The organism is Stutzerimonas kunmingensis (genome assembly GCF_900114065.1).
GTDB lineage: Bacteria > Pseudomonadota > Gammaproteobacteria > Pseudomonadales > Pseudomonadaceae > Stutzerimonas > Stutzerimonas kunmingensis.
This window is the reverse complement of the sequence record NZ_FORS01000001.1, coordinates 195,481-209,114: the sequence shown is the minus strand read 5'-3', so window position 1 is coordinate 209,114 and position 13,634 is coordinate 195,481. Positions and strand designations below refer to the sequence as shown.

14 protein-coding genes are annotated in these 13,634 nt (G+C 62.1%); 7 read left to right on the top strand and 7 right to left on the bottom strand.

The genetic code is table 11. From position 1 onward, the window contains the following. Nucleotides 1-52 precede the first annotated feature (52 nt). A complete protein-coding gene (recA, locus tag BM275_RS01025) occupies nucleotides 53-1,096 on the top strand; it encodes a recombinase RecA (protein WP_014819877.1) in 1,044 nt (347 codons plus the stop codon). A gap of 5 nt (nucleotides 1,097-1,101) precedes the next feature. Further along, nucleotides 1,102-1,569 (top strand): recombination regulator RecX, encoded by a 468-nt coding sequence (gene recX, locus BM275_RS01020; RefSeq protein ID WP_090519012.1) that lies wholly within the window; start codon nucleotides 1,102-1,104, stop codon nucleotides 1,567-1,569. 111 nt (nucleotides 1,570-1,680) lie between these two features. Here the strand turns inward: recX and BM275_RS01015 are convergent, their stop codons facing one another. Both BM275_RS01015 and BM275_RS01010 read right to left on the bottom strand, forming a co-directional pair. Then, nucleotides 1,681-2,772: an LOG family protein gene (locus BM275_RS01015; RefSeq protein WP_023444835.1), complete on the bottom strand. Its 1,092-nt coding sequence runs from the start codon at nucleotides 2,770-2,772 to the stop codon at nucleotides 1,681-1,683. Nucleotides 2,773-2,887: 115 nt separating this feature from the next. After that, entirely contained in the window at nucleotides 2,888-4,297 is a 1,410-nt protein-coding gene (locus BM275_RS01010; protein WP_090519011.1) for an MBL fold metallo-hydrolase RNA specificity domain-containing protein, read from the bottom strand. A 132-nt stretch (nucleotides 4,298-4,429) separates the two neighbouring features. Between BM275_RS01010 and BM275_RS01005 the strand changes: the two genes are divergently transcribed. Then, nucleotides 4,430-6,844, top strand: coding sequence for a phosphoketolase family protein (locus BM275_RS01005; protein WP_090519010.1), 2,415 nt, complete (start codon nucleotides 4,430-4,432; stop codon nucleotides 6,842-6,844). Between the two features lie 55 nt (nucleotides 6,845-6,899). On the opposite strand, the gene BM275_RS01000 is transcribed toward BM275_RS01005, so the two are convergent. Then, nucleotides 6,900-7,298 carry a PA3611 family quorum-sensing-regulated virulence factor gene (locus BM275_RS01000; protein ID WP_090519009.1) on the bottom strand — a complete coding sequence of 133 codons (399 nt, stop codon included), beginning with the start codon at nucleotides 7,296-7,298 and terminating at the stop codon, nucleotides 6,900-6,902. Between the two features lie 127 nt (nucleotides 7,299-7,425). Here BM275_RS01000 and BM275_RS00995 point away from each other — a divergent pair, with 127 nt between their 5' ends. Beyond that, entirely contained in the window at nucleotides 7,426-8,136 is a 711-nt protein-coding gene (locus tag BM275_RS00995; RefSeq protein WP_090519008.1) for a tRNA-uridine aminocarboxypropyltransferase, read from the top strand. A 13-nt stretch (nucleotides 8,137-8,149) separates the two neighbouring features. Here the strand turns inward: BM275_RS00995 and BM275_RS00990 are convergent, their stop codons facing one another. Further along, complete coding sequence (locus BM275_RS00990) at nucleotides 8,150-9,061, bottom strand: DMT family transporter (protein WP_014819884.1); 912 nt, start codon at nucleotides 9,059-9,061, stop codon at nucleotides 8,150-8,152. A gap of 246 nt (nucleotides 9,062-9,307) precedes the next feature. Here BM275_RS00990 and erdR point away from each other — a divergent pair, with 246 nt between their 5' ends. Then, nucleotides 9,308-9,958 (top strand): response regulator transcription factor ErdR, encoded by a 651-nt coding sequence (gene erdR, locus BM275_RS00985; protein ID WP_090519007.1) that lies wholly within the window; start codon nucleotides 9,308-9,310, stop codon nucleotides 9,956-9,958. 14 nt (nucleotides 9,959-9,972) lie between these two features. On the opposite strand, the gene BM275_RS00980 is transcribed toward erdR, so the two are convergent. After that, nucleotides 9,973-10,899, bottom strand: a complete 927-nt coding sequence (locus BM275_RS00980) for a LysR family transcriptional regulator (RefSeq protein ID WP_090519006.1) — start codon at nucleotides 10,897-10,899, stop codon at nucleotides 9,973-9,975. A 113-nt stretch (nucleotides 10,900-11,012) separates the two neighbouring features. Here BM275_RS00980 and fpr point away from each other — a divergent pair, with 113 nt between their 5' ends. Then, a complete protein-coding gene (gene fpr / locus BM275_RS00975; protein ID WP_014819886.1) occupies nucleotides 11,013-11,789 on the top strand; it encodes a ferredoxin-NADP reductase in 777 nt (258 codons plus the stop codon). 55 nt (nucleotides 11,790-11,844) lie between these two features. Here the strand turns inward: fpr and BM275_RS00970 are convergent, their stop codons facing one another. Both BM275_RS00970 and BM275_RS00965 read right to left on the bottom strand, forming a co-directional pair. Beyond that, the gene (locus BM275_RS00970) at nucleotides 11,845-12,330 is read right to left on the bottom strand and encodes a YchJ family protein (RefSeq protein ID WP_090519005.1); all 486 of its coding nucleotides are present in this window, start codon (nucleotides 12,328-12,330) and stop codon (nucleotides 11,845-11,847) included. A 1-nt stretch (nucleotide 12,331) separates the two neighbouring features. After that, nucleotides 12,332-12,829 (bottom strand): DUF6231 family protein, encoded by a 498-nt coding sequence (locus tag BM275_RS00965; RefSeq protein ID WP_014819888.1) that lies wholly within the window; start codon nucleotides 12,827-12,829, stop codon nucleotides 12,332-12,334. A 132-nt stretch (nucleotides 12,830-12,961) separates the two neighbouring features. Here BM275_RS00965 and BM275_RS22520 point away from each other — a divergent pair, with 132 nt between their 5' ends. Next, nucleotides 12,962-13,600: an OmpA family protein gene (locus BM275_RS22520; protein ID WP_472739251.1), complete on the top strand. Its 639-nt coding sequence runs from the start codon at nucleotides 12,962-12,964 to the stop codon at nucleotides 13,598-13,600. Nucleotides 13,601-13,634 lie beyond the last annotated feature (34 nt).

Below are 13,634 nucleotides of genomic sequence, written 5' to 3'. Positions count from 1 at the left end.
CTACTTATACAGTTGTTGTGGCCTCCGGCCCTCTTGATCAAGTGAGGATTTGATGGACGAGAACAAGAAGCGCGCCCTGGCTGCAGCCTTGGGCCAGATCGAAAAGCAGTTCGGCAAGGGTGCAGTGATGCGCATGGGCGATCATGATCGCCAGGCCATTCCGGCCATTTCTACCGGCTCGCTGGGCCTGGATATCGCGCTTGGAATTGGCGGCCTGCCCAAGGGCCGTATCGTCGAGATCTACGGTCCGGAATCCTCCGGTAAGACCACTCTGACCCTGTCGGTAATCGCTGAAGCGCAGAAGATGGGCGCCACCTGTGCTTTCGTCGATGCCGAGCACGCGCTGGACCCGGATTACGCTGGCAAGCTGGGCGTGAACGTCGACGACCTGCTGGTTTCGCAGCCTGATACCGGCGAGCAGGCGCTGGAAATCACCGACATGCTGGTGCGCTCCAACGCGGTGGATGTGATCATCGTCGACTCCGTGGCGGCGCTGGTGCCCAAGGCCGAAATCGAAGGCGAGATGGGCGATACGCACGTCGGCCTGCAGGCCCGTCTGATGTCCCAGGCGCTGCGCAAGATCACCGGCAACATCAAGAACGCCAATTGCCTGGTCATCTTCATCAACCAGATCCGCATGAAGATCGGCGTGATGTTCGGCAGCCCGGAAACCACCACCGGTGGTAACGCGCTGAAGTTCTACGCCTCGGTTCGTCTGGACATTCGCCGTACCGGCGCGGTCAAGGAAGGCGACGAAGTGGTCGGCAGCGAAACCCGCGTCAAGGTAGTGAAGAACAAGGTGGCGCCGCCCTTCCGTCAGGCTGAGTTCCAGATCCTCTATGGCAAGGGCATCTACCGCAATGGCGAGGTCATCGATCTCGGCGTGCAGCAGGGCCTGGTGGAGAAGTCCGGCGCCTGGTACGCCTACAAGGGCAACAAGATCGGCCAGGGCAAGGCCAACGCCGCCAAGTATCTGGAAGACAATCCGGAGATCGGTCAGGAGATCGAGCAACAGATCCGCGACAAGTTGCTGGTAGTTGCGCCAAACACCAAGGCCAACCCGGTTACCGAAGATCTGGCTGACGCCGATCTCTGATCCCCATGGCTGCCGTGCTCGATAACCCCGTCGCGGTACGGCGGACGGCCATGGATCTGCTGGCTCGACGCGAACATGGTCGCGTCGAGCTGGCTCGCAAGCTGCGCCAGCGTGGCGCCCCGCCTGAGTTGATCGAGCAGGCCCTGGATCGTCTATGCGAGCAGGGGCTGCTTTCCGAATCCCGATATCTCGAAAGCTTTGTCAGAAGCCGGGCCAATGCCGGCTATGGGCCGTTGCGTATCCGCGAGGAATTGGCCCAGCGCGGGCTGGTCAGAGCGGATATCGAGCAGGCATTGCGTGACAGTGGTTTTGACTGGGGTGAGCAGCTACGCGAACTCTGGCAGCGCAAGTTCGCTGGACGGTTGCCTGCCGATGCCAAAGAGCGGGCGAAGCAGGGGCGCTTTCTCAGCTATCGCGGTTATCCGCTGGAGTTGATCAGTCGAGTGTTGCGCGGCGACAGCTCGGCGGATTGATGCGGTAACGGGGCTCTATGCCAGGTTGTGCGCGTCGGAGACCAGTCGGTGCTGAAGCCGACCAGCCTTACGAGTGCTCGCAATATCCGGAGTCCAGGCCATCAAAGGCCATCAGTCCTCGCTTGCCAGCGGCCGCGCCCAGTTGGCCGGTTCGTTGACGTAGTCCGTCAGCTCCCTCAAGCGCCCGTGGTTGCGGCCGTTGAAGACGAAGCTCAAGCGCGGCAGGCGCTGTAGTTCGGGCTCGTCCAGTTCCGATTCACAGCAGTTCTGCTGTTCGAATACGCCTTTCAGACACAGATCGGTGAACTCCGCGTTCAGGTATTCCATCGCCTGGTCGTTCAGTGCGTGGTTCAGGCGCAGAACGAAACGATCCTTCAGCCAGCGGCTCGAGTGGAAGTTGCGATAGAAGTTGGCGATTTCCCTGGCTGCTTCCTCGGCATCGTCCACCAGGCGCATCAAGCGCATGTCGCTGGGCAGGATGTAGCGATTCTCCTCCAGCTGACCGCGCATGAACTGCAGTGCATCCTTCCAGTAGGTGCCGCCGGGTTCGTCGAGCAGCACGATCGGCACCAGCGGACTCTTGCCAGTCTGGATCAGCGTCAGCACTTCCAGTGCTTCGTCCAGCGTGCCGAACCCACCGGGGCAGAGCACCAGCGCATCGGCTTCCTTGATGAAGAACAGTTTGCGCACGAAGAAGAAATGGAACGACAACAGGTTCTCGGTGCCACCCACCGTCGGGTTGGGGTGTTGCTCGAAAGGCAGCGTGATGTTCAGCCCGAGGCTGCTGTCGCGCCCGGCGCCCTCGTGAGCGGCGGCCATGATGCCGCCACCGGCGCCGGTGATGACCATGAAGTTGTAATGCGCAAGGATGGAGCCCAACTGACGGGCCAGCGCATACAGGGGATGTTCGACCGGCGTACGGGCTGAGCCGAAAACCGTGACCTTGCGGCGCCGCTTGAACTGGTCGAGCCGGCTGAATGCGTGCTCCATTTCGCGCATCGTCTGCAGCAGGATCTTGGCATCCCAGCGGCTGCGGTCGGCCTGAGCCATGCGCATGACGGTCACCAGCATCTCCCGGTATAGGGGCAGGTTCGCACTGTTCTCCGGAACGACCAAGGCGGCCAACTCATCGATCTTGCTTTCCAGCTCGGCGCCGCTGGTCTTGAAATGCCGCGACAGATAGTCATCCGAATCAAAGGACATACAACATCTCCATGTATGAGCGTCGCGTTCAGGCTATAGGCTGCGGTCAACCGGCTCAAGCCGGTTGCGTGGCGCGCAGTCGGCCGAAGCCGCAAGCGGCTTCGGCGGGCTGCGTTCAGATGGCGATTCGGTCGCCAGGTTCCGGAATGCGTGCTTCCCAGTTCAGGCGCTCACGGATGGTCTGCTGCAGCGCCTGCATCTTCTCCAGCTCGCCGTGCACCAGGTAGAGCTCCGGACGGCTTTCGAAGTTGCTGACCCAGTCGATGAGCTGAGACTGGCCGGCGTGGGCGGAGAACCCTCCGAGGGTATGCACCTTGGCATTCACGGCGATGCGCTGGTGCAGCAACTTGACGCTTTTCGCTCCGTCGACGATGGCACGGCCGAGGGTACCGCGTGCCTGGAAACCAGGGATCACCAGATGGCACTCCTCGCGCCAGAGGTTGTGCTTGAAGTGGTGCAGGATGCGCCCGCCGGTGCACATGCCGCTGCCAGCGATAATGATCACGCCGCTCTTGAAGCGGTTGATCGCCATCGATTCTTCCGGTGTCGGCGTGGATCGGAGGATCGGCAACCAGCGCTCGGCGTAAAGCTTGCCGCTGGCTCCGCTCAGGGCATTGTCGATGCCGTCGAGATCCAGCTGATCCTTGTAGTGCGAGTAGATGGCGTTGGCGCCGATGGCCATCGGGCTGTCCAGGAATACCGCTTGCTGCGGCAGACGGCCTTCCCGGTAGAATCGCCCGAGGTAGTAGATCAGGTCCTGCGTACGTCCGACGGCGAAGGAGGGCATCAGCACGTTGCCGCCATCGCGATGGGCCTGTTGCAGGATGCCGGCCAGCTCCTCGATCGTGTCTTCGTGGCTGCGGTGGTCGCGGTCGCCATAGGTGGACTCCATGAGCACCACGTCAGCTTCCTTGAGCACGGTCGGCGCATGCATCAGCGGCGAGCAGTCGTTGCCCAGGTCGCCCGAGAAGACCACGCGCCGTGTTCTGCCATGGTCGTGCACATCCAGTTGCACGATCGAGGAGCCGAGGATGTGACCGGCATCGTGGAAGGTCACCGCGACACCTGGCGCGACATCGAACGTCTCGCCATAGGCGTGGGGAGTGCGCTGGCTCAACATGCGCTCGGCGTCGACGCGGGTGTAGAGCGGCTGGATCATCGGTTTGCCGATCCGTGCGCGCCACTTGTTTTCCCACTCGGCATCCTTTTCCTGAATCTGCGCCGAATCCAGCAGCATCAGTTCGAGCAGCTCCGCGGTGGCATCGGTGCAGTGCACCTCGCCGCGGTAGCCGAGGGCGACCAGGCGCGGGAGCAAGCCGCTGTGGTCGATATGCGCGTGGGACAGCACCACCGCATCGATCGTCTTGGGGTCGAAGGCGAAGGTGCTGCGGTCGCCGCCGGCTTCTTCCCGACGGCCCTGATGCATGCCGCATTCGAGCAGAACCCTTGCACCGTCATGGGTCTCAATGAGATAGCAGGAGCCGGTGACCTGCTGAATGGCGCCTAGAAAACTGAGCAAAGCCATGTTGCCTTCCTGTCTGTACGATGATGTCCACATTGCCCGCTCGGTTGCCATGACCACTTGATACATATCAGAGATAACGAATCGAGCGCTGCCTAGACTACAGCACAACCCGCTTACCAACGGAGTGAACCCATGAGTCAGCTACTGCCCAGCCTTGTCGAGCTGGATCAACACGCGCAAGCCGAACCGGAGTTCGCCACCTGGCGTGTAGGTTTCGGGCCGTTCGAGCACGCGCTGGAGACCCAGGCGGCGGTGTTCCGGTTGGCCCATCAGCTGGTACAGGCAGGTCATCAGCCGGATCTGGCCAGTGTTTACCGGCTGCTGCAGGCGGTCGACCGGGTCGCCAGCGCCGGACTCTGGCTGGTGGTGCACATGACCTACGCGCGCCAGGTGCATCTGGACGGTTCGCCGTTGGCTGCCGAGGATTTCAAGCAGCACCCCGAGGGGCATACCGGCGGCGCGCTGAACATGGTGCCGGCCTATGCGGGTTACCTGGCCCTGAATGCACTGACTGGCCGCACCCGCGCCTGGCTGATGGGGCAGGGCCACTGTGTGGCGGCCGTCGATGCGCTTAACCTGCTGACGGGCAACCTGCATCCGGAGCAGGCGCAAGCCTATGCGGGCGGCGAGGCGGGCATGAATCGCCTGCTGCAGGATTTCTACGGTTACGGCCAGGCCGCCGACGGCAGTCCGCTCGCGCCCCTGGGCAGCCATGTCAATCCGCACACCGCCGGCGGTATTGCCGAGGGCGGTTATCTCGGTTTCGCCGAGTTGCAATACGCACACATGCCGCTGCCGGGCGAGACGCTGGTGGCCTTCCTCTCCGATGGCGCGGCGGAAGAGCAGCGCGGCAGTGACTGGATTCCCCGCTGGTGGCGTGCCGAAGATTGCGGCGTCGCGCTGCCGGTGATGATTGCCAACGGACGGCGAATCGAGCAGCGTACTGCGCTTGGCACCGAGCAGGGGCTCGAGGATTTTCGTCAGCACTTGAGTCAGTGCGGCTTCGACCCGATGCCGTTCGATGGGCGTGATCCTGCTGCTTTCGTCACCACCCTGTGGGAGATGGAGCTGCGCCTGGAGCGACGCGTGGAAGAGAAGGCGCGCGGCATTCTCAACTATCCGCTGCCGATGCCCTACGGCATCGCCGAGACGGTGAAAGGCTTCGGTTTCTATGGTGCCGGCAGCAACGCAGCGCACAACCTGCCATTGCCGGGTAATCCGAGCCGCGATGAGCAGTCACGCGACCTGTTCAATGAGCACGCGGCGCGTCTGTTCGTACCGCAACAGGAGCTGGCTGCTTCACTGGAGCTGTTCACGCGCAGTCGCCAGGGTCGAACGCTGGAGCGCGACAATCCGCTCGCCTCGCGACGCCCGCCTTCGCCGACCATGCCGAAGTTGAACTACCGCGACGACGCCTGTTCACCAATGGCAGCGGTCGATCGTTTCTTCGTCGAGCTGACCGCCGCCAACCCCGCGTTGCGGCCGCGGGTGGGCAATCCTGACGAGCTGGCCAGCAACCGTTTGGGCGGCGTGCTAAAGGCGCTCAAGCATCGCGTCATCGAGCCGGAAAGCGAGCTGGAGGCCGTGGACGGCGCCATCATCACCGCTCTCAACGAGGAGGCGGTGGTATCCGCCTGCCTTGCCAACCAGGGCGGCTTGAATCTGGTGGCGAGCTACGAAGCCTTCTGCGTGAAGATGCTGGGCGTGGTGCGGCAGAGCATTATTTTTTCCCGGCAGCAAAAGGAGATTGGCAGGCCTGCAGGCTGGCTCGGCTGGCCCTTGATCGCGACGTCGCACACCTGGGAAAACGGCAAGAACCAGCAGTCCCACCAAGACACGACCTTCTGCGAGGCGCTGCTCGGAGAGATGAACGACATGGTCCGGGTGCTGTTTCCGGCTGACCACAACAGCACTCTGGCGCTACTGCCATCGATCTACCAGGCGCGGGGCGAGCTTGCCTGTGTGGTCATGCCCAAGCGCGACCGGCCGTGCTACTTCGATCAGGCCCAGGCCGAGCAGTTGGCGCGCGACGGCGCCATCGTGGTCGAGGAACAGCCGGGCAACGAGGCATTGCTGCTGATTGCCAACGGCAGCTATCAGCTGGGCGAGATGCTCCGTGCGGCCAAGCGGCTCAAGGAGGCCGACTGCGCTTATCGCCTTGTCTATCTGCAGGAGCCGGGCCGCTTCCGCGGGCCGCGCGATCATTGGGAAGTCGGGGCGCGCGCCAGCGAAGGTGTGGCGGAGCGGTTGTTCCCGGATGCGATGGAAATGCGCGTGCTGTTGACGCACATGCGGCCAGAAGTGGCGCGCGGTCACCTGTGGCCGATTCTGCCGGACGCGCGCAAGTGTTCGGCGCTCGGCTATCGCAACCGCGGAGGTACGCTGGATGAGTTCGGTATGCAGTTCGCCAATCGCGCCAGCTGGGCCAATGTGCTCGCGGCCTGTGCGCGCCTGCGCAATGTGCCGCGCACGGCACTGCTCACCAGCGAAGAGGCTGCCGCTGTAGCTGGCAAAGGTGATCCGCAGATACTGCGGGGCGACGCTTGATAAATAAACCTGGCAGGACGGCGGGCCGTGGCCTGCGCCTGCCAGCGTTCACCTGTTAGCGGTCGCAGTCCGAGGCCTTGTAGCGCTCGCTGGCGATGGGCTTGTTGCTCTGGTACTCGCTGAAGTCATAGCGTAGGACTGCGCCCTGGCTCATCAGCTTGCGTAGTCCTTCATTGCCACAGACGCTAACAGCGAGCTGGTTGCGCACATCGGCCGGGTTATCGCGCATCTGCGCCGCATGCCGCGGCTGTACGCTGAGATGGTTTACCAGCATGTTGTTTTCTACGGTGTAGCCCTGGTCAAGAATGTCTTCGTTGATCGCGCGGGGCGTTCCGACACTGCTTTCGCGGGCGACCTGCTCGAGCAGCTGATTCAGCTGTTGCTCCTGCAGCGAGGCGGCGTGGGCAACGGGGAGGGCGAGGCTCAGAGCGAGCAGGGTGGTCAGACGATACATGGCGGTCTCCTTTTGACTGCGCTATTTCGACCGGCTGCCTGTGGTGCGGTTCATTTAACGGTGCTGGGCAGAAGTCTCGCTGGCGCTGGTAGACTCCCGCGCTTCATCGTCACCCTCGAGTCGATTCATGCCCCATGCCGTAGCCCGTCTGCGCAGCGAACGCCTGGCCAAGAGCCTCAAACCCTTCGTTGCCCGCGGCTCCCGGGCGTCGCGCTGCGAGCGCTGCCGGGTACCATTCAGCCATTGCCTTTGCCCTTGGCTTCCGACGATCGAAAGCGATTGTGGTGTCTGCCTGCTGATGCACGATATCGAGCCGCTCAAGCCTAGCAATACGGGCTGGCTGATTGCCGATGTGGTGCGCGATACCTTCGCCTTCACCTGGCAGCGCACGGACGTGGACCCGCGATTGCTGGCGCTGCTGGCCGATCCGCAATGGCAGCCACTGGTGATCTTCCCGGGTGAATACGCCGAGTCGAGGCGGGTGGTCGAGCAAGTTGAGCGGGAGAACGCTAAGCGCCCGCTGTTCGTACTGCTCGATGCCACCTGGACCGAGGCGCGCAAGATGTTTCGCAAGAGCCCTTACCTGGATGGCCTGCCGGTGCTGAGCCTGCGACCGGAGGCGCTGTCGCGCTACCGGCTGCGCCGGTCGACCCGCAGTGACCATCTGTGCACCGCCGAGGTCGCAGCGCTCTGTCTGGATCTGGCTGGAGAGTCGGCCGCGGCGAACACCCTCGATGCCTTGCTCGATGTGTTCACCGAGCACTATCTGGGTGCCAAGTATCATCGCCAGCCGGACCTGCAGAACGCCGCGCATCTGGCATTGAAGCCTGCGCGCTGAACTCGATTGGCCGTCAGGCCTTGGCAGGACTGGCTGTGGTTAGCGGCTCGGCTTTGCGCGGCCAGAGCTGTGCGGCGAGCATGCCGATGAACATCAATACGCAGCCCATGTAGCCGCGCAGCGTCAGGCTTTCCTCAAGGAACAGTGCGCCCGCGATGGCTGCGAACACCGCTTCCAGTGAGAGGATGATCGCCGCATGGGAGGCGATCGCATGCTTCTGCGCAACAACCTGCAGCGTGTAGCCAACCGCAACGGCGAACAATCCGCCATAGATGAGGGCCGGCCCGGCGAGCCAGATGCTGGTCGGCTCGATCTCTTCAAAGATCAATGCCAGCAGCAGGCTGACCACGGCACAGGTGGCGAACTGCAGGAAGGCCAGGCGAATCGCGTCGTGGCGGCTGACGAAGAAGCTCACCAGCAGCACATGCAGGCCCCAGACGAAGGCGCCGGCCAACTGGATCCAGTCACCAGAGGCAACGGTGAAATCCTCGCCGATGCTCAGCAGCGCCATGCCGGCAACGGCGAGAAAGGCGCCGACCCAGGTTCCGAGGCCTGTCCTGTGGCCAATGATCAGTCCCAGCAGTGGCACCACGATCACGTACAGGCCAGTGATGAATCCTGAGTTGGTCACGCTGGTAAACAGCAGGCCGACCTGCTGCAGGTTGATTCCCACGGTCAGCGCAAGCCCCATGCTCAGGCCGCCGAGCAGCAGGCCACGCTGCAGAAAGGGTTCGTGCCGGGCTTTGGTGCGGCCCTGGTAGATCACCAGTGGCAGCAGCGCGAGAGCGCCCAGGGCGAAGCGCAGGCCGGTAAATAGAAACGGGCCGATGTTGTCCATGCCGATTCGTTGGGCAACAAAGGCCGTGCCCCAGATCATGGCGGTGATCAGCATCAGGAAGTCGGCGCGGAGGGCTTGGCTACGCATGTTTCGGCTCGGTCGGGAAAAGTCGCAGACTTTGCTACAAAGCGCCGCGCTTGACCACTTATTCATGGGTGGGCATGCTTGCGCCGCTTGATTTGTTGTGGCGGGCGGCCGATATTCGGTCGAGCCGGCCGAAAATTTCACATCGGACCATCCCCGGAGCGTTGTCTCGGGGTTTCTGCCGTCATCTTGTCGGCATCGGCTGCTCAAGCCGATGAAAAAGCGCCAATAAAAACTACAGGTCTGCCAATGGCTGCTTACGAAATAATCATTGCCGATGATCACCCGCTTTTCCGCAGCGCGCTGCAACAGGCGCTCACCATGGGGCTAGGGGAAAACGTACGTCTGGTGGAAGCGGCCAGCATCGCCGAACTGGAAAGCCTTCTAAATCAGGGCGCCGATTGGGATCTGGTGCTGCTGGATCTGAACATGCCTGGAGCCTATGGTTTCTCGGGGTTGGTACTGCTGAGGGGGCAGTATCCGCATCTACCGGTAGTCATGATCTCGGCACAGGAGGACGCAGCGGTCGTTGCGCGCTCCCGTGAGTTCGGTGCCAGCGGTTTCATTCCCAAGTCCAGTTCTCTGGAAACCATCCAGCAAGCGGTACGTGCTGTTTTGGATGGCGATGTCTGGTGGCCTAGCAACATCCAGGATGTGGCCAACGTCAGCGATGAGGCCAAGGCTGCCAGCGCCGGGCTTGCCAGCCTGACGCCGCAACAGTTCCGAGTGCTGACCATGGTCTGTGACGGGCTGTTGAACAAGCAGATCGCCTACGAACTGAGCGTTTCTGAAGCGACCATCAAGGCCCACGTTACCGCTATCTTCCGCAAGCTCGGCGTGCGTACCCGCACCCAGGCAGCCCTGTTGCTGCAGCAGATGGGTTCCATTCCAACCAGCTGATCCGGATGCGGGCCTCAGGCGATCGGCGGCAGCTGGATTTCATCGCTGCGGCGCACGCCTGAGGTCAGGGCGCGGCACTGTTCGACGAACTCGAGCATGGCCGCGATCTGATACTTGTGCGAATGCCAGATGAAGTAGAACTGGCGACGCAGGTCCAGCTCGGGCGTCGCCACCGGTACCAGGCTGCCACGGCGAAAGGCGTCACGCAGCGCCAGTCGAGAAATGCAGCCGATCCCCAGTCCCGACTCCACCGCGCGTTTGATCGCTTCGGTGTGCTCCAGCTCGAGCCGCACGTTCAGCTTGCCTGGCCGATGTCGCACAGCCTGTTCGAAGGTCATCCGCGTGCCGGAGCCCTGCTCGCGGAGAATCCACGCTTCGCTGGTCAGCTCGTCCAGGCCCACCTCGCCCCGCCCGGCCAGCGGGTGCTGCGGTGCGCAGAACACCACCAGCTCATCTTCGATCCACGGCTGGACCTCAAGGTCCGGGTGCTGGCAATCACCTTCGATCAAACCCAGATCAAGTTCGTGTTGCGCGATCTGATGCACGATGTGCGCAGTGTTGTGTACGTGCAGCTTCACTCGGCATTCCGGGTGGCGCTGCATGAAGCTGCCAATCAGCAACGTGGCGAGGTAATTGCCGATCGTCAGCGTCGCACCGACCGCCAGTGAGCCGAAGCCGCTCTTGCCGTTGAGCAGATCCTCGATGGCGCGTGCCTGATCGAGCAGGGCAACTGCCTGCGGCAGCAGCTGTTGTCCGAGCGCGTTCAAGCAGAGCCTTTTGCCGGCTCGGTCGAAGAGCTGGCAGCCGGACTGGCGTTCCAGTTCGGCCAGCGACGTACTGGTTGCGGACTGTGACAACGATAGGCTCTCGGCTGCGCGCGACACGCTTTCCTGGCGGGCGACAGCGGCAAACACTTCGATCTGGCGGAGAGTAAAATGCATATCTATATAACCGATAACCTATATCTTTATTATCCAGTTAACGAATAAAGACGCCATCGCTAGACTGGCGCCACGTAACGACGCCCGTCGCGACACCACGAGGAATTCGTAGCATGAGCAATCTGAACGTAGAGCGCGTTCTCAGTGTGCACCATTGGAACGACACGCTGTTCAGCTTCAAGACCACCCGCAATGCAGGCTTGCGCTTCGAGAACGGCCAGTTCGTCATGATCGGCCTAGAGGTCGAGGGCCGTCCGCTGATGCGCGCCTACAGTATCGCCAGTCCCAACTACGAAGAGTATCTGGAGTTCTTCAGCATCAAGGTGCAGAACGGCCCGCTGACTTCTCGACTGCAGCACCTGCAGGAAGGCGACCAGATCATGGTCAGCCGCAAGCCAACCGGAACACTGGTGCTCGACGATCTGTTGCCTGGCAAGCATCTTTACCTGCTCAGCACCGGCACGGGCCTGGCGCCATTCATGAGTGTCATCCAGGACCCGGAAACCTACGAGCGCTTCGAAAAAGTCGTGCTGGTGCATGGTGTTCGCTACGCAAACGAAGTCGCCTATCGTGAATTCATCACCGAGCACCTGCCGCAGAACGAGTTCTTTGGTGAGGCGGTGAAAGAAAAACTGATCTATTACCCGACTGTGACGCGCGAGCCTTTCGAGAATCAGGGCCGCCTGACCGAGCTGATGCGCAGCGGCAAACTGTTCAGCGACATCGGCCTGCCTCCGATCAATCCGCAGGACGATCGCGCGATGATTTGCGGCAGCCCGAGCATGCTGGACGAAACCAGCCAGGTGCTGGACAGCTTCGGTCTGAGCGTCTCGCCGCGCATGGGCGATCCGGGGCACTACCTGATCGAACGCGCATTCGTCGAGAAGTAGCGCATCCGCTCCACGCCGCCGCCTCGCGCGGCGGCTATCCCGGTGCGGTTTGGCATCAGACGTAGGCGGCGCAGCACTTCTTGAATTTCGAACCGCTGCCGCATGGGCAGGGATCGTTGCGTCCGGCCCTGAGTGGCACCGTCGGATCGATGAAATACCATTTTCCGTCGCATTGAACGAAGGCCGAGCGTTCCTGGTGGACATGCTCGCCCGTCTGGTCGTGCCAGCGGGCGGTGAAGGTCACCCGTGCATGTTCAGGCTTGCCGCCGAGCACTGCACTCTCGTTCACTTCCAGCCCCAGCCAGGTGCTGTCGAGGCTCCAGCGGCGCATGCCGTCCATGTCCAGCGCCGTCTGTTGCACCGGTAGCGTGGTGGCCTGCAGATAGTCGACCAAACCCAGCACGTAGGCGCTATAGCGCGAGCGCATCAGTAGTTCGGCGCTGGGTGCCGGTGTGCCTGCGTGATAACGGCCGCAGCACTGCTCAAGCGTATTGCCGCTGCCGCAAGGGCAGTTAGGCGCGAGGGGGCGCTGTTCGCTCATGTCACCACCAGTACTTTCCGAAGTTTTCCGGGTTGGCCCAGAACCTGGCATTCAGCCAGTCCGGAACCTGCTTGTATTGGAGCAGGTCGTAGGTGAAGAGCGTCAAGGTCTGTCCGTCGCGCTGGAAGCGCTCGCTGACTTGCAGGGCTAGTGCATAGAAGTCTGTGGTCTGCCATTCGGATGCGTCGAGATCCACGAGTACCGCCATACGGCTGGCATTCAGATTGCGAACGCTGCCGAGCAGCTCCAGGCCGTTACGCTTGGGCATGTGCTCCAGGCAGTCGACGAACAGGGCCAAATCGTAACGCTGAGAGGCCAGTTGCTCTGATAGCGGCGCGGCATCGGCGCGGTCTAGCTGAAACTCCGGATGACATTCGGCGTAGGCAGCCAGAGCAGGTTGATCACTGCGCCCCACGTGCAATAGATGGCTTGGGGCATAGTGCTCGAGCATCGCCGCAAGCGCTTGTTGTGGCGTGTGCACTACAGGGTTTTCAGTCAATCGAGAATCCTCGTTTCAAAGGTGAAGACTAGCGCGGTGCCGTTTGTCGGCCTAGTCTGAAAATAACCGGAGCCGCCCGGATTCCCGTACGTGGCGATTCTGGCTGAATGTCCACACTGGAGGTTTTGATCGATGAGTACATTACGGACAGCAGTACCCGTTATTGTCATGACCACGTTCCTGGCTGGTTGTGCAGGCGTGCAGAAACAGGATTGGCCGACATGTGCGGCCGTGGGTGGCGTGAGCGGTGCCGCGCTGGGGGCCATCGAGAGCAGCTCCTATGCCGGTTGGGGTGCGCTGATCGGTGGTGGTGTCGCGGCAGCCTATTGTTGGGCCAACGGCATGGAAGAGGAAACTGTCGCCGTCGTCGAGACGGTCGAGCCGATGCCTCAGTCCGAGCCGGAACCGGAGCCAGCGGCGGAGCCGGTGCGCGTCGAACTGGACGTCAAGTTCGACTTCGATCGTGATGTGGTCAAGCAGGATAGCTATGGCGACATCCAGAATCTGGCTGATTTCATGAAGGAATATGGCCAGACCACGACCGTGCTCGAAGGCCATACCGACTCCGTCGGTACCGATGCCTACAACCAGCGCCTTTCCGAGCGCCGCGCCAATGCGGTTCGTCAGGTGCTGGTCGACCAGTATGGCGTCGAGGGTGATCGTGTGAATGCAGTTGGCTACGGCGAATCGCGCCCGGTCGCCGATAACGCAACCGAAGAAGGCCGCGCTATCAACCGTCGCGTAGAGGCTGAGGTCGAAGCACGCCCTTGAGTCGAATGCGGTAACAGATCCAGCCGGGCCCACA

Coding starts and splice junctions, on each gene's coding strand:
- BM275_RS00980 (WP_090519006.1), bottom strand. CDS start 10,899: ATGCATTTTACTCTCCGCCAGATCGAAGTGTTTGCCGCTGTCGCCCGC.
- BM275_RS01010 (WP_090519011.1), bottom strand. CDS start 4,297: ATGGCTTTGCTCAGTTTTCTAGGCGCCATTCAGCAGGTCACCGGCTCC.
- BM275_RS00970 (WP_090519005.1), bottom strand. CDS start 12,330: ATGAGCGAACAGCGCCCCCTCGCGCCTAACTGCCCTTGCGGCAGCGGC.
- erdR (WP_090519007.1), top strand. CDS start 9,308: ATGGCTGCTTACGAAATAATCATTGCCGATGATCACCCGCTTTTCCGC.
- BM275_RS00990 (WP_014819884.1), bottom strand. CDS start 9,061: ATGCGTAGCCAAGCCCTCCGCGCCGACTTCCTGATGCTGATCACCGCC.
- recA (WP_014819877.1), top strand. CDS start 53: ATGGACGAGAACAAGAAGCGCGCCCTGGCTGCAGCCTTGGGCCAGATC.
- recX (WP_090519012.1), top strand. CDS start 1,102: ATGGCTGCCGTGCTCGATAACCCCGTCGCGGTACGGCGGACGGCCATG.
- BM275_RS00995 (WP_090519008.1), top strand. CDS start 7,426: ATGCCCCATGCCGTAGCCCGTCTGCGCAGCGAACGCCTGGCCAAGAGC.
- BM275_RS01000 (WP_090519009.1), bottom strand. CDS start 7,298: ATGTATCGTCTGACCACCCTGCTCGCTCTGAGCCTCGCCCTCCCCGTT.
- BM275_RS01015 (WP_023444835.1), bottom strand. CDS start 2,772: ATGTCCTTTGATTCGGATGACTATCTGTCGCGGCATTTCAAGACCAGC.
- fpr (WP_014819886.1), top strand. CDS start 11,013: ATGAGCAATCTGAACGTAGAGCGCGTTCTCAGTGTGCACCATTGGAAC.
- BM275_RS01005 (WP_090519010.1), top strand. CDS start 4,430: ATGAGTCAGCTACTGCCCAGCCTTGTCGAGCTGGATCAACACGCGCAA.
- BM275_RS22520 (WP_472739251.1), top strand. CDS start 12,962: ATGAGTACATTACGGACAGCAGTACCCGTTATTGTCATGACCACGTTC.